We start from the raw sequence: 22,873 nt of genomic DNA, 5'->3' as shown, positions 1-22,873 counted from the left end.
GCCGACGCGCTGCTTCTGACCGCCGGAGAGCTGGGAGGGGAAGCTGCCGGCGTGCGCCGAGAGGCCGACCAGGTCGAGCATCTCGGCCGCGCGCCGGGGGCGCTCCGGAGCCGCGGACGCCGATGGTCTCGAGCGCGAACTCGACGTTCTGCTGCACGGTGCGGTTCGAGAGCAGGTTGAAGTGCTGGAACACCATGCCTATGTCGTGGCGGGCACGGCGCAATGCCCGCTCGTCGAGGTCGGTGAGCGTCACTCCGCCGACCTCGACGGTGCCGGAGTCGGGGCGCTCGAGCAGGTTGACCGCGCGCAGCAGCGTGCTCTTGCCCGCGCCGGACTGGCCGACGACGCCGAAGATGGTCCCCTCGTCGACGTGGAGGCTGACGTCGTCGAGCGCGCGGACGGCGCGGGCGCCCCCGAACGTCTTCGAGAGTCCGGTCGCGGTGATCACGGGCAGGGCTCCTGACGGCCGTCGGTGCGGGATGAACGGTCTTTCAGGCTACGGGGCGCGATGACGGCGCGTGACGGAGGATGACGGAATGTGACGCCGGGCGCGGGCCCGGAGCGGGCGTCCGGCTCGCGGGAACGGGTCCGGCTCGCGGGAACGGGTCCGGCTCGCGGGAACCGCGGGATTCCGCGAGCCGAGCGGGATCCCGCGAGCCGGAGGTCGGTCAGGCCTGCGTCGCGGAGGAGCCGACCTGCGACTCGACGTACGCGCGGATCGGGGTGGTCGGGCGGCCGATCAGGCGCGCGAGCGAGCCGTCGGTGTCGCCGAGCAGTCCCTCCGCGATGTTCGCGTCGAGCCCGACGACGAAGCCGACGCCGCCCTCGGGGACGCCCGCGTCCGTGAGGATCCGGGCGTGCTCGGCGGAGTCGACGTGGGTGATCGAGGTCTCGCGACCGGCGACCTCGCCGACGACGGCGGCGAACTCGTCGAACGTCCAGGCCGTGTCGCCGGAGAGCTCGTGCACCGTCCCGACGAGGGAGGGGTCGACCAGGGCGACCGCGGCCGCTTCGGCGTAGTCGCTGCGGGCGGCGCTCGCGACGCGTCCCTCGCCGGCGCTGGAGAGCGTGGTGCCGGTGGAGGCGAGCTCGGCGACGGTCTGCTCGTAGTTCTCGTTGTACCAGCCGTTGCGGAGGACGACGGCGGGGACGCCGGAGGCGGCGATGGCCTCCTCCGTCGCCTTGTGCTCGGGCGCGAGGATCAGCGTGCTCGTGGTCGCCTTCGGAGCGCTGGTGTAGACCAGGCGCGCGCCGGCGCGGACGGCGGCGTCGATCGCGGCGGTGTGCTGCGCGACGCGCTTGCCGACCTCGGAGCCCGAGACGAGCAGCACGGCCACGGCACCCGCGAATGCGGCGTCGAGCGAAGCCGGGTCCTCGAAGTCGGCGACGGCGGTGCGCACGCCGAGGTCGGCGGCGAGCGCCTCGAGCTTCGCGGCGTCGCGGCCGGTGGCGACGATCTCGGAGGCGGCAGGTGCCGCGGGCGAGCAGGTGCTGGACGGCGAGGCGGCCGAGGTGGCCGGCGGCCTCCGGTGACGACGAGGGTCATGAGGTGGTCCTTCCGTAGGGCGGTGCGACGAGGTTCCGCCGACCCACCCTGCAACCGCGGACCCGCGCGAGTACTTCCCGAATGCAGTACGCACTATTTCGTTAGTACTCAGTGACACCACTTCAGGAGGACCCGTGTTCACCACCGCCAGCACTCCCCTCGTCGCCGACGTCTACTCGGGCCGACTGCGGCAGCCGCGAGATCTTCGGGCACGTCACCAGCAAGTGGGCGGTGCTCGTGCTCGCCGCGCTCGCCCCCGGGACCCAGCGCTGGGCCGAGCCGCGGCGGCGGATCGGCGGCATCAGCGAGAAGATGCTCGCGCAGACCCTGCGCACGCTGGAGGAGGACGGGTTCGTGCACCGCGAGGCGCACCCGGTGATCCCGCCGCGGGTCGACTACAGCCTGACCCCGCTGGGCGCGGAGCTGGCCGAGCGGCTCCTGCCGGTCGTCGACTGGATCGAGGAGCACGCGGTGCCGCTGCTCGCGGCGCGGGAGGCGCGGCAGCGCTGAGGCCGGTAAGAGAGCGCGGGTCTCGACACGCCCCTTCGGGGCTACTCGACCAGCAAGGGGTCGGGCGCTCGACAAGCAGGGGTCGGGCCTTTCGACCGGCCGGGAGGGGCGCTCGACCGGCCGGGAGGCGCGCTCGACCAGCCGGCGAGGGGCGCTCGACCGGCCGGGGCGGGCGCCTCGTCCCGAGTGGTCGCACCTCAGGGTCTGGCGCCGTCGCAGACCCCGTCCCTGGCCGACTCGGTGCGGGCTGCTGCGGCGAGTGGCCATGAACCGGTGCCCAGCCCAGGCGCACGGGCCGGTTCGCGGCGACTCGCCGCCCCTGCTGACCGAGTAGCAGCGCAGCGCCGTACCGAGACTCCCCGGCGAAGTGTGGCGACGCCCGGCGAGTGAGGACAGCCTCTCCTACGTCGATCGACGTTCACCTCCCGTTCAGGGCGGATCCGCCGCCGGGTGACGTGCCCGCCCGCTCGCTTTGGTTCCCTCGAGACCTCCCCGCTTGCGAATCGAAGGACGAGACGACGATGACCGACACCTCCCGCCGACTGCTGCTGCCCATGGCCGGGCACACCCGGGGGAAGCGCAGCCCCGTCACGTGCGCGCTGAAGTGCGCCAACGCGTGCTCGGCCGCGACCTGCAACACCTCGCACAACAGCTACTTCCGCGACATCGTCGGAGCGCAGATCTCGCGCCGCGGCGCCCTGGGCCTCGGCCTCGCCGGTGCCGTCACGATCGCCGTCGCCTCCCCCGGCGCCCCGACCGCCGAGGCCGCCACCGCCACCGCCGCCGGCGACGGCTCCCCGCTCGTCTTCTCGCCGATCGCGCCGGTGCCGTACACCGTCGACGAGTTCACGGTGCCCGAGGGCTTCGCCTGGCAGCCGATCATCCGCTGGGGCGACCCGCTCTTCGCCGACAGCACCGAGTTCGACATCGCCGACCAGACCGGCGCGGCGCAGTCCGGCCAGTTCGGCTACAACAACGACTACACCGACATCGTCGAGATCCCCGGCTCCAAGCGCCTGCGCGCCCTGCTGGTCGTGAACCACGAGTACACGAACGAGAACATCATGTTCCCGGCCGCGCAGCTCGAGTCCGAGCCGGAGCGCGTGCGCGAGGTGGGCCGTGCCGCCCACGGCCTCAGCGTCGTGGAGCTCGTCCGCACCGCCGTCGACCGCCCCTGGGCGTACGTCCGCGGGGGCGAGCACAACCGCCGCTACCTGCTCGACACCCCCTACGAGGTGACCGGCGCGGCCGCCGGCTCGCCGCTCGACGACCGTCGCCGACCCGGAGGGACGCACCGTCCTGGGCACGCTCGGCAACTGCGCCGGCGGCACGACCCCGTGGGGCACCATCCTCTCGGGCGAGGAGAACCTCAACGGCTACTTCCGCGCGACGGGGCTCAGCGCCGAGGAGAAGCGCTACGGCCTGACCGACGCCGAGACCTCCCGCCTCTGGGAGCTCGACGACCTGCGCTTCGACGCCCGCACCCCGGGCTACGAGAACGAGCCGAACCGCTTCGGCTGGATCGTCGAGTTCGACCCCTTCGAGCCGGAGTCGACCTCGAAGAAGCACACCGCGCTCGGCCGCCTCAAGCACGAGGGCGCGAACGTCATCATCGCGCCCGGCGGCCGCGTGGTCGCCTACCAGGGCGACGACGAGCGCTTCGACTACCTCTACAAGTTCGTCTCGAAGAAGCGCTACCTCGAGGGCGACCGCGCCCACAACAAGACGCTGCTCGAGGAGGGCGACCTGTACGTCGCCCGCTTCACCGGTGACTCGCCCGTGGCCGAGATCACCGGCACCGGCGCCGTTCCCTCCGACGGCGGCTTCGACGGCATCGGCGAGTGGCTGCCGCTCGTGCTCGACGGCGCCCTCGACGATCCCCGGCATGAGCGTCGAGCAGGTCCTGGTGCACACCCGCCAGGCGGCCGACCTCGCCGGCGCGACCAAGATGGACCGCTGCGAGGACGTGCAGCCCAACCTGATCAGCGGCCGCATCTACGTCGCCTGCACCAACAACTCCAACCGCGGCACGGAGGGCAAGGAGGGGCCGACCGAGGTCAACCCGCGCACCGAGAACCGCGACGGCCACATCGTCGAGATCATCGAGGACGGCGGCGACCAGACCGGCCGCACCTTCACCTGGAACCTGCTGATGCTCTGCGGCGACGCGGCGCAGGGCGACGTCGTCTACTTCTCCGGCTTCCCGGCCGAGAAGGTCTCGCCGATCTCGTGCCCCGACAACCTGGCCTTCGACTCCGTCGGCAACCTCTGGATCCTCGACCGACGGCGCGCCCAGCGGCATCGGCTACAACGACGGCCTGTTCAAGGTGGCGCTCGAGGGCGCCGAGCGCGGCAAGGTCGAGCAGTTCCTGTCGGTCCCGCGCGACGCCGAGACCTGCGGCCCGATCGTGCACGACCAGGACCAGCACGCCTTCGTCGCCGTGCAGCACCCGGGCGAGGAGGGGACGTTCGAGGCGCCGACCTCGTACTTCCCCGACTTCGCGGGCACCGGAGCGATCCTCCGGCGCCTTCGCGGCCCCGCGTCCCTCGATCGTGCAGATCCTGCCCGCCTCGCAGGTCGTGGCGCCGACTCCGACGCCGACCGCCGGACCGACCACTGCTCCGACCTCGACGCCGACGGCCGCGCCCACCACGGCCCCGACCGCCGGCCCGACGACGGCTCCCACCGCCGCGCCGACCACGGCCCCCACGGCCGGCCCCGTGCCGACCGCGGTGCCCACCGGCACCGCCGCTCCGCTGCCCGTCGGCGGCTCGGGTGAGGCCTCGCCTCGACCGGTGTCGAGTCGGTCGGCCTGATCGGCGGAGCCACGGCCCTGCTGGCCGCCGGCGCCGCAGCCCTGGCCTGAACGCCCGTCGCCGCAAGGTCGAGGCCGAGGGCGACGCCGAGGCGTGACCCACCGGGGCGGCGGAGCGATCCTCCGCCGCCCTCCCCGCGACCTCGCTAGGATGACCCGATGCCGACCCTCGGGAGCCGCGAGTCGGCGATCATCACCGCCGTGCAGCGGTTCCCGCCGACCCGCCCCTGCTGCCGGTCGCGCGCGGGCTGAGCTTGTCGGCGAGCACGCCGCGGGCTGGCTCCTGCTCGGCGTGCTGGCCGCGTTCCTGGACCCGTCGCGGTCCTGGGCCTGGGCCCCAGCACGTCGCGATCGTCGTCGCGCACGCGCTCTCGATCGGCGTGAAGCGCGTCATCGGCGCCCGCGCCCGCTCGGCGAGGGCGTCGAGGTGCGCGGCAAGGCGCCCAGCAAGCTCAGCTTCCCGAGCTCGCACGCCACCTCGACCACCGCCGCCGCGATCGTGTTCGCGGTGATGCTGCCGGCGCTCTGGCCGCTCGCGGTGCTCCTCGTGGTCGCGATGATGCCCGCGCCTCGCGCTCGGCATGCACTTCCCGACGGACGCTCGCGGGAGCGGCGCTCGGCGCCCTCACGGCGCTGGCCGTGCTGCCGCTTCTGCCGCTGGTGTCGTAGGCCGCGAACGTCGGCTGAGAGAAGGGGATGTCCGCCGACAGCGGAGAGACCCCTCCTCAGCCGGAGGTCCTGCACGACGTCCGGCCGGTCCTCTCAGGCGCCGGGCACCGGCGGCCCCGTGCGCCAGCGCAGCAGTGCCGCGACGGGAGCGTCGTTCGGCAGTGCGACCACGTCCTCCCCGTCCCGAGCGGTGCGGAGTCGGTGCACAGCACGCGCGCATCCGTCAGCAGGGCGGCGCGCACGAGGGCGACGGCCGCGTCGACCGGGCCGATGACCTCGGCGCCCAGCGCCTCTCCGGGGCCCGCCGCGACCCACGGCTCGCCCGCGAGTGCGAGGAGCTCGCGCTCGGCAGCCGCTCCGGGTCGATCACGAGCGTCGACACCTGGGCCGCGGCGAGCGCCTGCACGATCGCGCCCAGCGAGAACTCGACCGTGTTGTCGCCGGCCCTCGTGCGTGCGCAGGGCGTCGAGCACGTCCTCCTTCTCGCGCCGGAGGAGACGGTCGATCTGCTCCCGCACGAACTCGTCGAGAGCGCTGTCGTCACTCCCGGGGGCTCGGGTGTTGGTGGGCAGCACCGCCAGGATCGCCGCGCTCGACGGCGAGAGCTGGTCGGCGAGCAGCTGCCGGGCGCGGATGTCCCCGGCGACCACGAGCAGCTGCGGGCGCCGGGTCCGCACGATCTCGTCGACCGAGGAGGCGAGCTCGGCCTGCGTCTGCCGCCAGATCTCCTCGGCGTGGTTCTGGAAGCGGTCGCGCCGCCAGCCGCCGGCCTGCGGCTTGTGCAGCGTGTCGGTCCTGCCCTGGATCGACTCTCCGACTCCGCCCGCTCGGCGCCGAGACGGTGCAGGCGGACTTCCGCCGTCGCGCGTCTCGACCACGAGGTAGCGGACGTCGGGGCGGTGCTGCAGCAGCGGCACCACGTCGGGCAGGCGCCCGTAGGAGATGTGCTCGGGGGCGACGGCGAGCCCGGGCAGCACCTCGGACAGCACGATCGAGCCCGCGGCGGCGACCGCGAAGAGGCAGGAGCGGCCCTGCGGCCGGCCCGCTCCGGTCAGCAGCGCGGTCAGCGCGTCGATGTCGCCCTGCGGGGCGCCCTGCCGCCGCAGCTCGTCGGCGACGGCGGTGCCGCGCTCGAAAGCGATGTCCGGCGGGTCGCCCGAGTCGATCGAGACGTCGAGGTAGACCTGCGAGACCGGTCGGAGGTCGCGGTAGACGTCGGCGAGGGTCCGCAGTGCGTGGAATGGTCGGCATCCGTGTCGTCCTTTCCCATCGGGGTCCGGACAGTTCCGACGAGGGGCCCGGTGGGCTCCACGGGTTGACTCCGGGGTGCGGGACCGGACGGCCGCGTGATTGACTGCGCTGTCAATCCGTGGTCTATCCCTACCACAGCGCGGTTGACTGCGCTGTCAGGACGAGTGAGCGAAGGAGCCCCGTGGACGCATCAGCAGCCGGCACCGGCGCGGAGGAGCGCGGGCCGCCGGGTTTCCATGGCCGACGTGGCCCGCGTCGCGGGCGTCTCGCAGAAGACCGTCTCACGGGTGGTGAACCGCGAGGCCCACGTCTCCCCCGCGATCGAGCGGATGGTCGCCGACGCGATCGCGGAACTCGGCTTCCGCCCCCAACGCCACCGCCCGCGCGCTCGCCACCCAGCGCGAGCCGCCGGATCGGCATGGTCACCATGGGCATCGTCCCCTACGGGCCGTCCTCGATCCTCGACGGCGTCGAGCAGGCGTCCCGCGCCGCCGGGTACTTCCTCAGCGTCGTGCGCACGCACGAGAACAGCGGCGCCGAGCTGCAGGAGGCGGTCGACACGCTGGTCGACCAGGGCGTCGACGGGATCATCCTCTCCGGAGCCCGTCGACTTCGGCCACCCGCGGCTGCGGATCCCCGAGGGCGTCACCGTGCTGAGCTTCGACCACCTGAGCGAGGACCACCGGCCGGAGGAGCTCGTCGTCGGCACCGACGAGGCCGGTGCCGCCCGCAGCGCGACCGAGCACCTCCTGGCCCTCGGCCACGAGACCGTCTGGCACATCGCCGGGGCGAGCACCTGGTCGGCGACCCGCCGCCGCATCGACGGCTGGCGCGCCGCCCTCGCCGACGCCGACGCCCCCGAGCCGCCGGTGCTCAGCGGCGACTGGAGTCCGCGCCCGGGTCGGAGGCGATGGCGTCGATCCTGCACCGACCCGACGTCACCGCCGTGTTCGCGGCGAACGACCACATGGCGGCCGGAGCGATCCACGCCGTCGAGGCCGCGGGCCTGCGCGTCCCCGAGGACGTCAGCGTGGTCGGCTTCGACGACGACCTGTTCTCGGAGTACCTGCATCGCCCTCTCACCACGGTGAAGCAGGACTTCGCCGAGGTCACGCGCATCGCCATGCACCGCCTGATCCGGACGCTCGAAGGACACGCCCCCGCCGACCGGCACCGCTCGGTGCCCGCCCAGCTGATCGTCCGCTCGTCCTCGGGGCCCGCGAACCCCCGAGCGCGCTCCGGTGCGGCCGGCGCCCCCGACCGCCGTCCCCTAGACCCGCTCCTCTCCCTTCCGACCGCACTCCGCACCCGCACCGCGGTCCCTCTCGGCGCGCCCGCCGGCCCTCCGCTGTCCCTGTCCCTCCCCGAGGAGCACCTGAATGCATCCCTTCTCCCCACCGCCCCGCTCGGCGCTCTCCGCGCCGGGGCCTCCTGCGCCTCGGAGCCGCCGCCGGCGGATCGGCCGCCCTCGCGTCCCTCCTCGCCGCCTGCTCGACCCAGGGCCCGCAGGCCGCCCTCGAGTCCGGCGCCGTCGACCTCTCGTTCTGGACGCACGACGACGGCTACGTCTCGTTCTTCACCGAGGCGCTCCCCCTCGCGGCCCAGCGCAGCGCGTTCGACTACTCGCTCGACGTCACCAAGATCGGTGCGACCGACATCGTGACCAAGCTGATCGCGCAGGCCGTCGCCGGCACCGGCACTCCGGACGTCGTCGGCCTGGAGGTCGCGAACTTCGCCCGCACGCTGCGCGGCTCCATCGCCCCCGAGCTGCTCGTCGATCTGACCGAGGCGACCGCGCCCTACCGCGACGACCTGATCGCCGCGCGGGTCGACGCGTTCAGCAAGGACGGCAGCCTCTACGCGCTCGACTCCGACACCCCGCTGGCCGTCTACTACTACCGCGCCGACGAGTTCGAGCGCCTGGGGGTGCCGGTCGACGTCGAGACCTGGGAGGAGTTCGCCCAGGTCGGCGGAGAGATCAGTGCCCGCGAGGGGGTGTCGTTCGGCGCCCTCTCGGTCGGCAGCGACCTGCCGCAGGTCGTGCAGGGCTATCAGCTGCTGCTGATGCAGCGCGGCGGGCAGCTCTTCGACCGCGACGGCCGGCTCGACCTCGAGACCCCCGAGGCGGAGGAGGCGCTGCGATTCGCCGTCGACGGCCTCGCCACCGGGTTCCTCACGACCGTCGCCGACTACTACGGCCCGAGCATGCAGAGCGGTCTCAAGGACGGCACGATCCTCGGCGTCGACATGCCCACCTGGTACTCGAGCTACGGCATCAAGCCCAACGTGCCCGAGCAGGCGGGGCTCTGGCGCGTGAAGGCGCTGCCGCGCTTCGAGAACGGAGGCGGCCGCACGGCCGTCGGAGGCGGCACCGGCTTCGCGGCGGTCACCGGCAAGGCGAACAGCGACGCGGCGGTCGAGCTGATCCTCGCGGCGTACCTCGACCCGGCGCAGCAGGTGAAGCGCTACCGCGATCTCGGCTACCTCCCGACCCTCCGCTCGGTCCTCGACGACCCGGAGCTGGCCGTGATCACCGACGAGTACTTCGGCGGCCAGGCGCTGTTCGACGTCTACGGCGAGATCATCGACGAGGTCCCGTCGCTGTACCAGAGCCAGGACCAGCAGATCCTCACGACCGTGCTGTCGGGCTACCTCCTCCAGGCCTACAAGGGCACCCTCTCCCCGGCGCAGGCGCTCCGCGCGACGGCCGAGGACTTCCGCGGCCAGGCCCGCAGCTGAGGATCGATGATGTCGACTCTCACCACGGCCGGAGCCCCCGCCTCCGCCCAGGACGGCCGCGGCGGCTCCTCGCTCGAGGCGCGCGGATCGAAGCGCAAGCGCCTGAACACGACGGGCGGGAACGCCCGTACCTCTTCATCGCGCCGTTCTACGTGCTCTACGCACTGTTCATGATCGTGCCGGTCGGCGCGGCGATCTGGCTCAGCCTCACCGAGTGGGTGGGCCTGGGATCGCCGGAGTTCATCGGGCTGGGCAACTACGCCGACCTGCTCGGCGACACCAGCTTCGGCGTCGCCCTCGTCAACACGCTGATCTACACGCTCATCGCGGTGTTCGTGATCGTGCCGTGCTCGCTGATGATCGCGCAGGGCCTGAACGCCCGCGGCCTCAAGGCGCGCGACCTGTTCCGGCTCACCTTCATCCATCCCGATGGTGCTCTCGCCGATCGTGATCGCGCTGATCTACAGCCTGATCTTCGACCGCAGCTACGGACTGCTGAACTCGCTCCTGCGGGCCCTCTTCGGCCTGGGCGACATCGACTGGCTCGGCGACCCCTCGCTCGCGAAGGTCGCGATCGGCTTCGTGCTGCTCTGGCGCACGGTCGGCTACCTCACGATCTTCTTCCTCGCCGCTCTGCAGGCGGTGCCGAAGGAGCTGTACGAGGCCGCCGAGCTGGACGGCGCCGGAGTCCTCGCCAAGTTCCGCACCGTCACCCTGCCCGCGATCCGACCGGTGACGGCGTTCGTCGTCGTCACCTCGTTCATCAGCGCGGCCCAGCTCTTCGACGAGCCGTACCTGCTGACCCGAGGCGGACCCGGAGAAGCGACGCTCTCGGTCTCGATGTTCATCTACCGCGCCGCCTTCGAGCGCCAGCAGTTCGGCTACGCCGCCGCTGCCGGAGTCGTGCTCTTCGTGCTCGTCTTCGCCGTCAGCCAGATCCTCAACCGCGCCCTCGCCATCGGGGAGAACCTCATGACCGCCACCACGGGAATCGTCACCGCCCGCTCCGGACCGCACCCCGGTCCTCGGCAGCGGAAGGCGTCCGGCGGCGAGCGCGCCCGTCGCGGGCTGCTCTACGTCACCCTCCTCGGCACCTCGCTGCTGGTGTTCGTCCTGCCCCTGGTCTGGGCGCTCAGCGGCTCGTTCAAGAACCGCGGCGACATCTTCTCGACGCCGCCGTCGCCTCCCGAACCCCGCGACCACCGAGAACTACACCAATCTGCTCACCACCCAGCCGTTCTGGAACTGGTTCGGGATGAGCATCGGCACCTCGCTGATCGCGACCGCCGTCTCGGTGTTCGTCTGCGCGATGGCCGGCTACGGCTTCGCGAAGTTCGCCTTCCGCGGCAAGCGGGTGCTGTTCACGATCATGTTCTCGTCGCTGTCGGTGCCGTTCGTCGTGATCCTGGTGCCGCTGTTCATCCTGGTCGTGAAGGCGGGACTCTCGAATCCGTGGTTCGCGCTGATCGTGCCCTGGGTGGCTCCCGCGTTCGGGATCTTCATGATGCAGCAGTTCATCGTGCAATCGATCCCGGACGAGATCATCGAGGCGGCCCGCATCGACGGCAACTCCGAGTTCGGCATCTTCTGGCGAGTGGTGCTGCCGCTGCCGGCCCGTCGCTCGGCGCGCTGGGAGTCTGGGGGTTCCTGCAGAGCTACAACAGCTTCCTCTGGCCACTCGTGCTGCTCGACTCGTCGCAGTACACGATCCCGCTGGGGCTCAACATCCTCTTCGCCTCCGAGAACCGCTCGTACGATCTCGTCCTCGCCGGCGCGGTGCTGGCCTCGGTACCGACCATCCTGGTCTTCTTCCTCCTGCGCAGGCAGCTGCTCGACGGTCTGACCGCGGGCGCCGTCAAGGGCTGACGCCCACCACCTCCCCACCACTGAAAGGCGACCATGCAGCACCTCACCGATCGCATCCTGTTCGGCGCGGCCTACTACCACGAGTACCAGCCCACCTCGCGGCTCTGGCAGCCGCGACCTGGCCGAGGACCTCCGGCTCATGAAGGCCGCCGGGTTCACCGTGATCCGCGTGGGCGAGTCCGTCTGGTCGACCTGGGAGCCCGAGAACGGCGTCTTCGACCTCGACTGGCTGCAGCCGGTCCTCGACGGGGCGCACGAGCACGGCATCTCGGTCGTGCTGGGTACGCCGACCTACGCGGTGCCGGAGTGGCTCGCGCGGCTGTACCCCGAGATCAACGCGCACCGCGCGACCGGGCAGCCGATCGGCTGGGGCGCGCGCCAGGAGATCGACTACACGCACCCCGCGTTCCTCTTCCACGCCGAGCGCGTGATCCGCCGCATCGTCGAGCGCTACGCCGCGCACCCCGCGGTCATCGGCTTCCAGGTCGACAACGAGCCGGGCAACGAGATCTTCCACAACCGGCAGGTCTTCGAGCGCTTCGTCGACCACCTGCGCGCCACGTACGGCACGGTCGAGGCGCTCAACGACGAATGGGGGTTGACCTACTGGTCGCACCGGCTCTCGACCTGGTCCGACCTGTGGACCCCGGATGCGAACGCGCAGCCGCAGTACGACCTCGCGTGGCGCCGCTTCCAGGCCTCGCTGACGACGGACTTCATCGGCTGGCAGGCCGACCTGGTGCGCGGCATCACCGAGCGGGTCGGGCGCGACGACCAGTTCGTCACCACCTGCATCTCGTACGAGCGGACGACCGTGCAGGACGAGGAGCTGGTGCGCCGCCTCGACGTGACCGCCGGCAACCCGTACTACCGGATGCAGGACGGCCTCGAACCGCCCGACGCGCGTCCGTTCGACCAGCACTGGACCACCTCCGGCACGTGGGCGCTCTACGCGACCGCCGACCGGATGTACGGCTCGAAGCAGGCGCCGTTCCTCGTCACCGAGACCGACGCGCAGGCGATCGGCATGTCATGGTCGAACGAGCCCGCCTACGACGGCCAGTGGCGCCAGGCGGCCTGGGCGCTGGTCTGCGCGGCGCGACGATGATCGAGTACTGGCACTGGCACACGCTCCACCACGGCGCGGAGACGTACTGGGGCGGGGTGCTGCCGCACTCGCAGGAGCCCGGCCGCGCCTACGAGCAGATCGCCGCGCTGGGCGCCGACTTCGCCGCGGCGGGCGACCGGGTGTCCGAGCTGGTGCCCGACTCCGACGTCGCGATCCTGTTCTCGAACGAGAGCAAGTGGGCGCTGGAGGAGCACCCCGCCTTCAGCCGACTCCGCCCTCGGTGCCGACGCGGCGAGCGGCATGCCGGTGCCGGACCGCCGAAGCTTCCAGACGGCCCGCGACGCCTTCGCGCGCGGTGCCTTCGACGCGGGGCTGCAGGCCTCGACCGTGCACCCGTCGCAGCTGACCGCCGTGTCGGCCGCAGAGTACGCGGCCGCGCATCCGGTCCGTCGTCGCCGCGGCGTTCACGATCGCGGACGACCGCGCAGCTGCAGTGGCTCGAGGCCTACGCGGCGGCGGGCGGCCACCTCGTCGTGGGCGTCCGCACCGGCTACGGAGGACGAGGAGGGCCGGGCCCGCCTGCAGCGCAAGCCCGCGTTCCTCGACGCGGCCGCCGGCGTGCACTACGACGAGTTCGCGAACCTCGCGGTGCCCCTGCCGGTGGAGGCGGAGTCGGGCTTCCCGCTGCCCGACGGCGCCCGCGCGACGGTCTGGGCCGACGGGGTGCAGGTCGACGACGCGACCGTGCTCGTGCGCTACCGGCACCCGCACTACGGGCGCGCTTCGCGGCGGTCACGACCCGCTCGCACGGAGCCGGACGCGTGACCTACGTGGGCACGGTGCCCGACCTCGCGCTCGCGAAGGCGCTGATGGAGTGGGCGGTGTCGGAGTCGTCCGCGGCGACGACCCCGTGGCGTGCGGCCTCGCCGACGCAGACCGTGACGAGCGCGACCAACCGGCACGGCGAGCGCGTGCGCTTCGTGCACAACTGGTCGTGGGAGCCGTCGACGTTCGCGCTGCCCGAGGCGGTCGAGGACGTGCTCTCGGGTGAGGCGTCTGCGGCCGGGGACGTGCTGGAGCTCGGACCCTGGGACGTGCAGGTGCTGGTCTCGCGCGACTGACGGTCTCTGCGAGGTCCGCTCGCGGTCGTCTCGAGCGGTGGAACCCCTCGCGTCTCGGTTGTGAGGAGGAGTCGGCCGCCCCGCAGCCGATCCGATCACCACACACACGACGTGACTTCTCCTGCGAGACCCCCGCGCCCTCGCTGGTCGAGTAGCGGCCGCAGGCCGCGTATCGAGACCCCGTGTCCAGGTGGTGCAGATCTCGATACTGGCGCTGCGCGGCCTACCTCGATCAGCGGGGCCGGAGGAGTCGCTCGTCCCGCGAGTCGACGCGAGCCGGGCTCTGGCGCATGCGTCGGATCCCGCTTCGCGGCGACCGGGGGTCCCGGCATGCTGCGCGACTGGACCCGCGTCGGGGCGTGCACCCACGGCGGACCCTGCTTCGCGGCCACTCGATGCACTCCTGGCGCCCTCGCGGGTCGAGTATCAACGGCGAAGCGCTAACCCGCGTCTCGGTGGCGGAACGCCTCACTGGTCGACTAGTCCCGCGGGGGCGTATCGAGACCGGCCGCAGCCAGCAGATCGCGCCTCCGGACCGGGCCTTTCTCGTAGTGGTGGATCTGGATGGCCGCCCGCAAGGCGGGCTACTCGATCAGCACGGTGGAGGGGCCGTACGAGGGAGGCGGCTTTCTCCAGGAGAGCGCGTCACCGCAGGGCGCGTCAGCAGTCGGGCTGGAGCTCGGGCGCCTCAGAGCAGGCGCGCCGCGCCGACGCCCAGGCCGTGAGCTCGTACCGCGACGAGAGCTGGAGCTTGCGCAGCACCGCGGAGACGTGGGACTCGGACGGTCTCGACCGAGAGGAAGAGCTCGGCGGCCGCCTCCTTGTAGGCGTGCAGCCGCCGCGGCGATCAGGCGCATCGCCTCGCGCTCGCGGGCCGAGAGCCGGTCGAGCTCGTCGACCGACTCGGCCTGCTCGCCCGCGAGAGCGCCGAACGCATCGAGGACGAACCCGGCGAGACGCGTGGGAGAGCACGGCGTCGCCGCCCGCGACCGCCTCGACCGCGCGGGCTCACCTCGGCGCCGGAGCTCGTCTTGCGTGATGTAGCCGCGGGCCCCCGCGCGGATCACGCACGTTCACCACGTCCTCGGCCGCGTCCGAGACGCTGAGCGCGAGGAACCGCACCGAGTCGAGGAGCGCGGCGCGCTGCGCCGGAGGACCTCGGCGCCGCCCCCGCCCGCACCGCCTCGGCAGGTGCACGCCGAGCAGCACCACCTCGGGCCGCGTCTTCGGCGACCAGGCGCACGGCCGAGTCGACGTCGGCCGCCTCGCCGATGACCTCGAGACCCGGCGCCAGATCGGCGCGCAGCCCCGACCCACCGGAAGATGGAGTGGTCAGTCGACTCAGCACGACGCGCGTCGCCGACGCGGCCCCCCTGTTGCCGCAGGTGCACCTCGGTGCCCGAGCCGCCGACTCTCCGGGGCGCACGACGGCGCCGCCGCCGGCGCGGGTCATCCGGCCGATGATCGACTCGCGGATGCCGAGCCGGTCGCCGGGCAGCGCGCCCAGATCGACGCCCGGGCCCCGGTCGCGCACGAAGACGTCGCGACGCCGTCGACGGCCGACTCGACGTAGACCGAGATCTCGCCGCCCGCGTGGCGTGCCGCGTTGAGCACGGCCTCGCGGGTCGCGGTGGCGAGCAGCGAAGCGGCGCCCGGCAGCGAGACCCCGACCGCCACGACCTCGATGGTGGCGGGGTAGTCGAGCTCGACGGCGGCCAGCGCGATGGCGCGGATCTCGGCGGCGAGATCGTTGGCGACCGGCACGTCGCGCTCGAACAACCAGTCGCGCAGCTCGCGCTCCCGGGCGCGGGCGATGCGGGCGACCTCGCTCGAGGCTCCGGCGCGGTTCTGGATGAGGGCGAGGGTCTGCAGCACGGAGTCGTGCAGGTGCGCGGCGGACTCTCGGCGCGCTGCTCCTCGCGCACCTCGCGCCGCCTCGGGCTCGCCCATCAGCTCGGTCCAGAGCCGGACGACGCCCGGTGCGGCGAGGACGCCTGCGACGGCGATCAGCAGGCCCACCGCGAGGACCGCGTTGACGGCGCTCGGCCGGGCGACGAGCACCGCGACTCCGGCGACGAGCAGGGCGGCGCAGGAGGCGAGGCGCACCTGCAGCGAGGCGCGGGCCGTCGCGGACGGATCGTCGCGGCCCGGCCCGAGCGCCCAGGCGACCGCCGATCCGGCGAGCGCCGCGACCGCCGCCAGCGCGCGCGTCACCGCGACGTCGCCGTCGCGCGCCCGAGCGCGAGGAGCATCGGCTCCGGCGGCCACGACGGCGGCGACCGACAGCAGCCCGGCGACGGGGACGACGCGGCGGACGGCCGGATCGGACTCGCCCTCGGAGCGGGGCGAGCGTGCGGCCGAGGGCCCACAGCCACAGGTAGAGGAGCACGCCGCCCCCGCCCAGCAGAGCGGCGAAGACCGTGAAGAACCGGGTGGAGTAGAGGGTCTCGAGCCGTGGAGCTGCCGGCGAGCGCCGCAGCGGTACACCGCCGAGGACGACCCTCCTGGGGCGCCTGCAACGGCGGCTCCGACCGCGGTGCTCGAGATGCTCACACGTGCATCCAAACAGGTCGTCGGGGTCGCCGGGGAGGAAACGAGGGTCTGAGTCAGGTGCCCCCGATGGTCGCCGCCTGGGGAGGAGCGGGACACTCGCGCCATGACAGCAGCGAGCACTCCCCCGCCGATCTGGCGGCGCGGACGGACCGGGCGGCGACCCACTCCACCCGGGCACTGTGACGGCTCCCGACTCCGAGGAGCAGGAGCGCTCCGGAGCGGCGCCCGACCCGGCCGCGGCCGGCGACGGCACCTGGAGCCCTGCACCGACAACCGCTTCCTCCTCTGGCTGCGCGGCCTCGGCCTGACCCGCCGCTCCTGGCTGGATCGGCGGCGTTCTGCGCCGGCATCTCGGAGCGCCTCGGCATCGACCCCCTGATCGTCCGCGAGATCTTTCGCCGTCGTGGCGGTCCTCGGCGGCCCGGCGCTCCTCTTCTACGCCGCCGCCTGGCTCCTGCTCCCCGACGAGGACGACGTGCTGCTCGATCGAGCGGCTGCTCCGCGGGCCGGATCGACCGCGTCCACGCGGGCACCGGAGCGATGGTCCTCGCGTCGACGCTCCCCCTCGCGCAGGGGTTCTGGTCGCTCGGCGGGCGCCTACACCGGCGCCTCCCCCTGGTCGCCCGCCGCCGGCCGCACGATCTGGACGCTCGTGGTCATCGCGGCTCGTCGCCCTCGTCAGTCTGGCCGGTGCGCAACTCCGGCCGCTCCGCCCGCGGCGCCGGCCCGGAGGAGGCGCCCGCGACCACCGGACGACCGTCCCGGCTCCGTCCCCCTCTTCCCGCCGCCTCGGTCCCACGGACGTGCGCCCCGAGTCGCCCGAGGACGTCGCCGCCTGGCGCGCCCGGCAGGACGCCTGGGCGAGACCGAGCGCGAGGCGTTCCGCGCCCGGCGGCTCGGCGTCGGCGCGGGGCGAGACGGCCCGTCAGCGCGCGGGAGGGAGGCGCGGGCGCGGTACCCGCGCGCGGTCGCCGCGGTGCGCGAGGAGCGCCGCCGGGGTGCGCCGGGCGTGGCAGAACCCGCGCCTGCGGGCGAGCATCACCCTCGTCGTGCTGGGCGCCGCGGCGGTGGTCGGAGCGATCGTCTCGCTCACCGCCACCGGGCACCGACCGCGGTGGCGGCCGGCTTCGCCGCCGCCGCGCTCGTGCTCGCCGCGGCGATCGTGCTGGCGGGTCTCGTGCGCAGGAGGGCGGCTCCCGGTCGCCGCGTGTCGGTGCTCGCGCTGGCGGACGGCGCTGATCGCGGCGATGCTGCCCCCGGATCGCGAGATCCTGCCCCTGGAGCGGGACGTACGGCCAGTCGGACCAGCGCTCAGGGCGACTACGCGATGCTCTCCGGTCTCCTCGACGTGACGGTCGTCCCCGGGGTGGGCGAGGACGGTGCGGTCATCGACGTCTGGCAGGGCGCCGGCGAGGTCTTCGACCTGGCCGCCGCCCGGGACGACCGTCCGGGTCGAGGCCGTCTCCCGCGAGCGGGCAGCTCCAGATCGTCTCGGCGGACGGCCGGAACGCGACGGCGCCTGAGGACGTCCCGATCGCCGACGGCCGCTCCCGGTGGACGTGCAGACCCTCGGCGATCCGACGGCCGAGCTGACCGTCGTCCGGATCGAGCAGGGCGCCGGGACGATCACGGTGCACGACCAGACTCACCGTCGCCGAGCCCGCCGACGAGAGCACCACCGACGACAGCACCACGGGCACCGGCGAGGCCGGCATCCCGCAGACCACGACGGAGGACCCGCGATGAGCAGCACCGAGACCACTCCCCTTCCCGGCGCGCTGACGCCGAAGCGCCCGCGGATCCGCCTCGGCGCGACCGCCATGGGGGCTGTTCGCCGGCGCGGTCGCCAAGCCGGCCTCCCGATGACCACGGGCGACGAGCGGCTGCGATCCGAGCTGGTCGTCGACGCCGCCCTGGACCCTCCTCGCCGGGGCCGTCACCGCCGTCAGTCGTCGCCGCCCTCGGCGGGCTGGCGCCGCTGATCGGCCTCGAGCGGGTCCTCGGACCGGCGGTAGCCCGCAACCCCCTGGTCGGCGGCGGGCGCCGGGCGCAGACTCGACGACGGTCCCCGACGCCCGCCCCTCCCGGGCACGGCGCGGGACGACCGGAGACGAGACCGATGCCCGACCACCGCCCGCCCCGGCGCCTGCAGGAGCGCGATCACCGATGATGCTCGGGATCGCGGGGATCGTGGCCGTGGCGGTCCTGGTCTCGGTCGCCGTGTTCGCGCGGCGGCTGGGCGTCGCCGCTCCGATCTGTCCTCGTGCTCGCCGGAGTCGCCCTCTCGTACCTCCCCGGCGTGCCGGAGGTCGTGGTCCCGCACGAGTGGGTGCTCGACGGAGTGCTGCCGCCGCTGCTCTACGCCGCCGCGATCAGCGTCCCGTTCATCGACTTCCGCCGGAACCTGACCACCATCACCGGCCCCTCGGTCGTGCTGGTCGTCATCTCGGCCGCCGGCGTCGGCGCGCTGCTGTTCGTCCTCCCGCTCTCCGAGCTCGGGCTCCTCGCTCGCGATCGCCGTGGGCGCCGTCATCAGCTCCGCCCGGACGCCGTCGCCGCCACGTCCGTCGGCCGACGCCTGGGCCTCCCGCCGCGACTGCTCACCCTGCTCGAGGGCGAGGGCCTCATCAACGACGCGACCGCGCTGGTGCTGCTGCGCTCGGCTCCTCGCCGCGGCCGCCGGCACGCGCTGCCACGCCGTGGGCCGCGATCGGCGACTTCCTCTGCGCGGTCGCCGTCGCGGTCGTGGTCGGCCTCGTGGCGAGCATCCTCACCGTCTTCGTGCGCTCGTGCCTGGAGGACCCGGTGCTCAACACCGTCGTCTCTTTCACCGTGCCGTTCGTCGCCTTCATCCCGGCAGAGGGCCTGGGCGCCTTCGGGCGTGCTGGCGGTGGTCGTCGCGGGCCTGCACATCGGGTCACGCCTCCTCCCGCTCCTTCACCGCCCAGTCCCGGGTGAACGATCGCGTCAACTGGCGCACCGTGCAGTTCCTCCTCGAGAACGGCGTGTTCCTCCTGATCGGGCCTTCGAGATCCGCAGTCTGATCCAGGATGCGGATCGACTCCGCGCTCCTCACGGTCCCCGCCGCGGGTCGGCATCGGACTCCTCGCCACCGTGGGGCTCATCGTCGTCCGCTTCCTCTGGCCGGGCCGGTGCTGGTCGGCGAGCGCTGGCAGACCCGTCGAGCGGAGCGTCGGGCCCGTGAGCAGAAGGAGGTGCTCGACGCGTCCGCCGAGCTCCCCCGGGAGGAGCGGACGAAGGCGCGCCGCCGCTACCAGCTGCGCCGCGCCGACTACCGCCACTTCGCAGCACCAGCGGCCTCGGCTGGCGCGGCGGGCTCGTGCTGGGCTGGTCGGGGATGCGCGGAGTGGTGACCCTCGCGGCCGCGCAGTCGCTGCCCGAGGACATCCCGTACCGCAATCAGCTCGTGCTCATCGCCTTCACGGTCGCGGTCGCGACGCTCCTGATCCAGGGCAGCACCCTGCCGCTGCTCACCGGGCGACGGGGATCCGCGGCGTCGACGAGCCGGAGGACCAGCGCTACCTGGCGGGGCTGGCTCGACGAGATCACCGAGAAGGGGCTCTCGATCCTCGAGCACCCGGCCGACGTCGTGGAGGGCGCGACGGACGTCGATCCGGACGTCCTCGAGCGGGTGCGGCAGACCTCCTCCTCCGCTCGGAGGCCGCCTGGGAGCGGGCGCGCGGAGCGGAGCGCGACGTCGTCGACACTCCGCACCGCCTCTACCGGGCTCTGCGGCTGGCCGTGGTCACCGCCGAGCGGGAGGCCCTGCTCGACGCGCGCTCGCGCCGCGCTACCCGCAGCGGATCCTGACCCAGGCGCAGTCGCTGCTCGATCTCGAGGAGACGCGGCTGCGGCTGCGCAGGGGAACGACGTCCTAGGGTCCGTCGAACAGGATCCCGCGCGCTCCGCACGATCTGCGGCGACGGCGATCTCGTGATCGGCGCGCCCTAGCGGCCGCGCCACCAGCGTCGGCGCGGCCGCTCGGGCTCGGGCGCCGGAGTCGCGCGGGCGGTGCGCCGCTCGGCCCAGCGGGCGAGCTCGACGTCGATGTCGCGCAGCGGCGTCACGACCGGGGGCCCGCCCAGCAGCTGCCGACGCGCCTCGACGACGCGCGTGTTGAACTCCTCGAGTCGCGCTCGCACCTCCGACTCGCGGTGCAGTCGGTCGAGGCGCTCGTCGAGCTGACGGTCCTCGGCGCGGAGGAGGAACGCGGCCGGTCCGATGCCGGTGAGGTTCTCGCGCTCGATCTTGCGGCGGATCCACCAGTCGGGATCGTGGCCGCCGTTCAGCCCCTCCAGCGGCTTGCCCGCGCCGGGCAGGTCGTCGAAGTCCCCTCGGCGGATGGCCTGCTGGATCGTCGTCTCGATGAAGGCGGCGCGCTCGGCGGGATCCTCCGGGATCGTCGCCTCGTCCTCCTCGGAGGTGTCGGGCGACGACTCGCCCTCCGCCGCTTCGCGAGGTAGCGGGCGGCGTGGACCCTGGCCTCCGGACATCGGTCACCTCCGTCCTCCAGGCTAGATCGGGCTCGCGCGGCGGGTCGATCCCCCTCCGCAGCGCTCAGCCACCACTCGGGAACCGTTCGGGGCGGGTTCGGGAGGAAGTCCCACTCGGATCACTCCCGGACGGGGGACCGACAAGGGGTCCGTCGGGGAGGCGCTCGGATCTACTCTCGGCGCATGCACCTCCGCAGCGTCGCGATCGTCCATTCCGCAGCTCCGCGCTCCTCCCGCCGTCCGCGCCCGCCAGCGCGCCGCGGCGGAGGTCCTGGCGCACCTCGTGGTGGCCCTGGTCATGGGATCGCTGCTGCTGCTCGCTGTGTCCGCGAGCCTCGCCGGTCTGCTGCCCGCCCCCGCGCCGGTGCCCGCGTTCGAGGCGTGGTCGCTGATGCGCACGTCGTCGACCCTGCAGATCGAGGTCGCGGTGCTCGCCACCGGCCTCGCCGCCCTCGCGCGGGCCGGCGGCTGCGGCACGCGCGCCGACCGCTGGTGCGTCCTCGCGGCGATCAGCGCGGCCGCCGGTGCGCTGCTCCTGGTGGCCCCTCCGGTCTGATCCGGCCAGTCCGTTCACGCAGCGCGGCCCGTCGTCCGACCGGATCGACCTCTGCAGAACCTCTGCTGAGACCGAGCGCGGCCACGATCGCGGCCGAGGGAGGGTCTCAGCCGAGGTTCTGCATCACCGCCAGGTGAGAGCCGACCGCTCGGCCCAGTACTGCTCGGGATCCTGCGGCTCCAGACCCTCCGGCAGCGCCGCCGGACGTGCGCGCAGGTTCTCGAGGAGCTGCGCGGGGGTCGCCGCACCGCTGAGCACCCGGTCGGCCCACGGCTGGGCGAGCGCGGCGCCGAGCGCCCGGTCCTCGGGCGCATCGACCAGTCGGCGCACCGACTCGGGAGCGCGCTCGCCCACCAGCCGACCGTTGGCGAGCGCCTCCTTCACCACCACGAGCCACCCGGCGTCGTGCGCGTCGGCGAGCGCCGCCTCCGCCGACCGCTCGAGCAGGTTCCAGGTGGTCTGCACAGCGCTGAAGGGCGACTCCGGGATCGCGAGCGCGAGTGCGATCGTCCTGCCCTGCCCTGGTCCGCTCGTCGAGAGGCCCACCCGGACCCTGACGCCGCGAGGCCCCGAAGCCGGTCGAGGAGCGCCCGGTCGGTCAGCGCCGGGCTCTCGGGCGTGATCGAGTGCACGAGGTAGCAGTCGGGGGCCGAGCCCAGCGCCTCGAGCGTCGACGACCACTGCCGCTCGAACATCGCCACCGAGTGCTCCTTGCGCTCGTGCACCGGCGCGTCCATCGCCCAGTCGCCGACGTACTCGTAGCCCCACTTCGACTCGACGGTCAGCCCGGCTCGACGCTCGGGATGCGCGGCGAGCCAGCTCCCGAGGAACTCCTCCGCACGGCCGTACGAGCGGGCGACGTCGACGAACCGCACGCCCTCGCTCCAGGCCGTGTCGAGCAGCTCGTGCGTGCGGGCGCGGAGGGCGTCGACGCTGCGCAGGCCGGGCGGGCCCAGGTCGCCGTCGCGACCCGCGGTGATGTAGGCCGGCCGGCCGACGGCCGCCAGGCCGAGTCCGATGCTCGCGGTGCTGGGTGCCATGGTGCTCGTTCCGTCCGGGAGGGTGCCCCCGCCGTAGACGCGGCGGACGCGCGCGCGCGCCGCAGTCCGGCCCGCCAGGCCTCCACCGTCACCGCGTACTCGACCAAGGCGTCGCCCTCCGCCTGCTCGCGACGCCGCAGCCCCAGCAGCTCCATCGCTCTCACCGAGCCGCGATTGCGCGGGTCGGCCCGTCCGACGACCCGCCGGGAGCCGAGGGTCTCGAAGACCAGGCGGAGCAGCGCGCGTCCGGCCTCGAGCGAGTAGCCCAGACCCGCGGTGTCCGGATGCAGGAACATCCCGAGCTCGCACTCGTCCGTCCGCCGCACGATGACCGCGTCCCCGACGAGCCGTCCGGTCGCGAGCTCCTCGATGCCGAGGACGCGACGGTGCCCCGGCTGCGCGAGCTCCCACTCGGCCGAGCGCTCGGCGAACCACGCGGGGTAGCCGCCGGGCGCCAGCGGCGGGTGGCGGAGGAACCGCGCGGCGCGCGCATCCCCCGGTAGGCCGTCACGGCCGACTCGTCGTCGAGGCGGAGGGGACGCAGCAGAGCGCGCCGTCCGGTGCTCGTGCTCGGGGCCGCTCATCCGCTCACAGTACGAGGCGCCGGTGCTCGCACGGGAGAA

Annotated in this window: 20 protein-coding genes and 8 pseudogenes; 19 read left to right on the top strand and 9 right to left on the bottom strand. The window is 73.4% G+C overall.

The annotated features are described in order from the left end of the window. Nucleotides 1-3: 3 nt before the first annotated feature. Together AC0CII_RS16340 and AC0CII_RS16335 are read right to left on the bottom strand one after the other, a co-directional pair. A pseudogene (locus tag AC0CII_RS16340) lies at nt 4-448 on the bottom strand (ATP-binding cassette domain-containing protein); the annotation flags it as partial. 220 nt (nt 449-668) lie between these two features. Next, nucleotides 669-1,640, bottom strand: a complete 972-nt coding sequence (locus AC0CII_RS16335) for an NAD(P)H-binding protein (protein ID WP_465230052.1) — start codon at nt 1,638-1,640, stop codon at nt 669-671. Between the two features lie 17 nt (nt 1,641-1,657). Here AC0CII_RS16335 and AC0CII_RS16330 point away from each other — a divergent pair, with 17 nt between their 5' ends. From AC0CII_RS16330 to AC0CII_RS16310, 5 genes and pseudogenes are all read left to right on the top strand, one after another. Further along, nucleotides 1,658-2,056 carry a winged helix-turn-helix transcriptional regulator gene (locus AC0CII_RS16330; protein ID WP_465230051.1) on the top strand — a complete coding sequence of 133 codons (399 nt, stop codon included), beginning with the start codon at nt 1,658-1,660 and terminating at the stop codon, nt 2,054-2,056. A gap of 521 nt (nt 2,057-2,577) precedes the next feature. Continuing rightward, a pseudogene (locus AC0CII_RS16325) lies at nt 2,578-3,258 on the top strand (alkaline phosphatase PhoX); the annotation flags it as partial. A gap of 97 nt (nt 3,259-3,355) precedes the next feature. Beyond that, nucleotides 3,356-3,859: pseudogene (locus AC0CII_RS16320) on the top strand (PhoX family protein); the annotation flags it as partial. Nucleotides 3,860-3,941: 82 nt separating this feature from the next. Continuing rightward, nucleotides 3,942-4,836: pseudogene (locus tag AC0CII_RS16315) on the top strand (PhoX family protein). Nucleotides 4,837-5,126: 290 nt separating this feature from the next. Further along, nucleotides 5,127-5,384, top strand: coding sequence for a hypothetical protein (locus AC0CII_RS16310; RefSeq protein ID WP_465230050.1), 258 nt, complete (start codon nt 5,127-5,129; stop codon nt 5,382-5,384). A gap of 213 nt (nt 5,385-5,597) precedes the next feature. On the opposite strand, the gene AC0CII_RS16305 is transcribed toward AC0CII_RS16310, so the two are convergent. Continuing rightward, a complete protein-coding gene (locus AC0CII_RS16305; RefSeq protein ID WP_465230049.1) occupies nt 5,598-6,530 on the bottom strand; it encodes a baeRF2 domain-containing protein in 933 nt (310 codons plus the stop codon). Between the two features lie 498 nt (nt 6,531-7,028). On the opposite strand from AC0CII_RS16305, the pseudogene AC0CII_RS16300 reads away from it, so the two are divergent. From AC0CII_RS16300 to AC0CII_RS16265, 8 genes and pseudogenes are all read left to right on the top strand, one after another. Then, nucleotides 7,029-7,103, top strand: a pseudogene (locus AC0CII_RS16300) (LacI family DNA-binding transcriptional regulator); the annotation flags it as partial. A gap of 116 nt (nt 7,104-7,219) precedes the next feature. Next, nucleotides 7,220-8,455, top strand: a complete 1,236-nt coding sequence (locus AC0CII_RS16295; RefSeq protein ID WP_465230048.1) for a substrate-binding domain-containing protein — start codon at nt 7,220-7,222, stop codon at nt 8,453-8,455. Further along, on the top strand, nt 8,452-9,531 hold the full coding sequence (locus AC0CII_RS16290) for an extracellular solute-binding protein (RefSeq protein ID WP_465230047.1): 1,080 nt from the start codon (nt 8,452-8,454) through the stop codon (nt 9,529-9,531). The genes AC0CII_RS16295 and AC0CII_RS16290 overlap by 4 nt, the downstream gene beginning before the upstream one ends. A gap of 6 nt (nt 9,532-9,537) precedes the next feature. Further along, nucleotides 9,538-9,705 (top strand): hypothetical protein, encoded by a 168-nt coding sequence (locus AC0CII_RS16285; protein ID WP_465230046.1) that lies wholly within the window; start codon nt 9,538-9,540, stop codon nt 9,703-9,705. Nucleotides 9,706-9,960: 255 nt separating this feature from the next. Beyond that, nucleotides 9,961-10,425 (top strand): annotated as a pseudogene (locus AC0CII_RS16280) (carbohydrate ABC transporter permease); the annotation flags it as partial. A gap of 361 nt (nt 10,426-10,786) precedes the next feature. After that, nucleotides 10,787-11,374 carry a carbohydrate ABC transporter permease gene (locus AC0CII_RS16275; protein WP_465230957.1) on the top strand — a complete coding sequence of 196 codons (588 nt, stop codon included), beginning with the start codon at nt 10,787-10,789 and terminating at the stop codon, nt 11,372-11,374. 162 nt (nt 11,375-11,536) lie between these two features. Next, nucleotides 11,537-12,505 carry a beta-galactosidase gene (locus AC0CII_RS16270; RefSeq protein WP_465230045.1) on the top strand — a complete coding sequence of 323 codons (969 nt, stop codon included), beginning with the start codon at nt 11,537-11,539 and terminating at the stop codon, nt 12,503-12,505. Continuing rightward, nucleotides 12,430-13,587 (top strand): Beta-galactosidase C-terminal domain, encoded by a 1,158-nt coding sequence (locus tag AC0CII_RS16265; RefSeq protein WP_465230044.1) that lies wholly within the window; start codon nt 12,430-12,432, stop codon nt 13,585-13,587. The genes AC0CII_RS16270 and AC0CII_RS16265 overlap by 76 nt, the downstream gene beginning before the upstream one ends. A gap of 660 nt (nt 13,588-14,247) precedes the next feature. On the opposite strand, the pseudogene AC0CII_RS16260 reads toward AC0CII_RS16265, so the two are convergent. After that, a pseudogene (locus AC0CII_RS16260) lies at nt 14,248-14,932 on the bottom strand (LuxR C-terminal-related transcriptional regulator). 104 nt (nt 14,933-15,036) lie between these two features. Beyond that, a complete protein-coding gene (locus AC0CII_RS16255) occupies nt 15,037-16,140 on the bottom strand; it encodes a sensor histidine kinase (RefSeq protein ID WP_465230043.1) in 1,104 nt (367 codons plus the stop codon). A 103-nt stretch (nt 16,141-16,243) separates the two neighbouring features. Between AC0CII_RS16255 and AC0CII_RS16250 the strand changes: the two genes are divergently transcribed. The 5 genes from AC0CII_RS16250 to AC0CII_RS16230 all read left to right on the top strand — a co-directional run bounded on the left by AC0CII_RS16250 (nt 16,244) and on the right by AC0CII_RS16230 (nt 20,098). Next, a complete protein-coding gene (locus tag AC0CII_RS16250) occupies nt 16,244-16,519 on the top strand; it encodes a hypothetical protein (RefSeq protein WP_465230042.1) in 276 nt (91 codons plus the stop codon). Nucleotides 16,520-16,543: 24 nt separating this feature from the next. Next, nucleotides 16,544-18,310 carry a hypothetical protein gene (locus tag AC0CII_RS16245; protein WP_465230041.1) on the top strand — a complete coding sequence of 589 codons (1,767 nt, stop codon included), beginning with the start codon at nt 16,544-16,546 and terminating at the stop codon, nt 18,308-18,310. After that, on the top strand, nt 18,307-19,098 hold the full coding sequence (locus AC0CII_RS16240) for a hypothetical protein (protein WP_465230040.1): 792 nt from the start codon (nt 18,307-18,309) through the stop codon (nt 19,096-19,098). Before AC0CII_RS16245 ends, AC0CII_RS16240 begins: the two co-directional genes overlap by 4 nt. A gap of 92 nt (nt 19,099-19,190) precedes the next feature. Then, complete coding sequence (locus AC0CII_RS16235; protein WP_465230039.1) at nt 19,191-19,514, top strand: hypothetical protein; 324 nt, start codon at nt 19,191-19,193, stop codon at nt 19,512-19,514. After that, the gene (locus AC0CII_RS16230) at nt 19,481-20,098 is read left to right on the top strand and encodes a hypothetical protein (RefSeq protein WP_465230038.1); all 618 of its coding nucleotides are present in this window, start codon (nt 19,481-19,483) and stop codon (nt 20,096-20,098) included. The genes AC0CII_RS16235 and AC0CII_RS16230 overlap by 34 nt, the downstream gene beginning before the upstream one ends. 10 nt (nt 20,099-20,108) lie before the next feature. On the opposite strand, the gene AC0CII_RS16225 is transcribed toward AC0CII_RS16230, so the two are convergent. Continuing rightward, entirely contained in the window at nt 20,109-20,654 is a 546-nt protein-coding gene (locus tag AC0CII_RS16225; RefSeq protein WP_465230037.1) for a DnaJ family domain-containing protein, read from the bottom strand. A gap of 298 nt (nt 20,655-20,952) precedes the next feature. On the opposite strand from AC0CII_RS16225, the gene AC0CII_RS16220 reads away from it, so the two are divergent. Continuing rightward, on the top strand, nt 20,953-21,210 hold the full coding sequence (locus tag AC0CII_RS16220; RefSeq protein WP_465230036.1) for a hypothetical protein: 258 nt from the start codon (nt 20,953-20,955) through the stop codon (nt 21,208-21,210). A gap of 123 nt (nt 21,211-21,333) precedes the next feature. Here AC0CII_RS16220 and AC0CII_RS16215 read toward each other — a convergent pair whose 3' ends face one another. The 3 genes and pseudogenes from AC0CII_RS16215 to AC0CII_RS16205 form a co-directional block, all read right to left on the bottom strand. After that, nucleotides 21,334-21,600 (bottom strand): hypothetical protein, encoded by a 267-nt coding sequence (locus AC0CII_RS16215; RefSeq protein ID WP_465230035.1) that lies wholly within the window; start codon nt 21,598-21,600, stop codon nt 21,334-21,336. Then, nucleotides 21,591-22,250: an aldo/keto reductase gene (locus AC0CII_RS16210; RefSeq protein ID WP_465230034.1), complete on the bottom strand. Its 660-nt coding sequence runs from the start codon at nt 22,248-22,250 to the stop codon at nt 21,591-21,593. The genes AC0CII_RS16215 and AC0CII_RS16210 overlap by 10 nt, the downstream gene beginning before the upstream one ends. Before the next feature lie 149 nt (nt 22,251-22,399). After that, nucleotides 22,400-22,834, bottom strand: a pseudogene (locus AC0CII_RS16205) (GNAT family N-acetyltransferase); the annotation flags it as partial. Nucleotides 22,835-22,873: the final 39 nt, after the last annotated feature.

This window comes from Rathayibacter sp. AC182, assembly GCF_979253875.1.
The sequence above is the reverse complement of the archived record's forward strand: the minus strand, read 5'-3'. Positions and strand labels throughout refer to the sequence as shown.

Excerpts from the sequence above, each read along its gene's own strand:
- AC0CII_RS16295 (WP_465230048.1), top strand. The coding sequence starts at position 7,220 with ATGGGCATCGTCCCCTACGGGCCGTCCTCGATCCTCGACGGCGTCGAG.
- AC0CII_RS16285 (WP_465230046.1), top strand. The coding sequence starts at position 9,538 with ATGATGTCGACTCTCACCACGGCCGGAGCCCCCGCCTCCGCCCAGGAC.
- AC0CII_RS16275 (WP_465230957.1), top strand. The coding sequence starts at position 10,787 with ATGAGCATCGGCACCTCGCTGATCGCGACCGCCGTCTCGGTGTTCGTC.
- AC0CII_RS16270 (WP_465230045.1), top strand. The coding sequence starts at position 11,537 with ATGAAGGCCGCCGGGTTCACCGTGATCCGCGTGGGCGAGTCCGTCTGG.
- AC0CII_RS16265 (WP_465230044.1), top strand. The coding sequence starts at position 12,430 with ATGGTCGAACGAGCCCGCCTACGACGGCCAGTGGCGCCAGGCGGCCTG.
- AC0CII_RS16250 (WP_465230042.1), top strand. The coding sequence starts at position 16,244 with ATGACAGCAGCGAGCACTCCCCCGCCGATCTGGCGGCGCGGACGGACC.
- AC0CII_RS16240 (WP_465230040.1), top strand. The coding sequence starts at position 18,307 with ATGATGCTCGGGATCGCGGGGATCGTGGCCGTGGCGGTCCTGGTCTCG.
- AC0CII_RS16235 (WP_465230039.1), top strand. The coding sequence starts at position 19,191 with ATGCGGATCGACTCCGCGCTCCTCACGGTCCCCGCCGCGGGTCGGCAT.
- AC0CII_RS16225 (WP_465230037.1), bottom strand. The coding sequence starts at position 20,654 with ATGTCCGGAGGCCAGGGTCCACGCCGCCCGCTACCTCGCGAAGCGGCG.
- AC0CII_RS16220 (WP_465230036.1), top strand. The coding sequence starts at position 20,953 with ATGGGATCGCTGCTGCTGCTCGCTGTGTCCGCGAGCCTCGCCGGTCTG.
- AC0CII_RS16210 (WP_465230034.1), bottom strand. The coding sequence starts at position 22,250 with ATGGCACCCAGCACCGCGAGCATCGGACTCGGCCTGGCGGCCGTCGGC.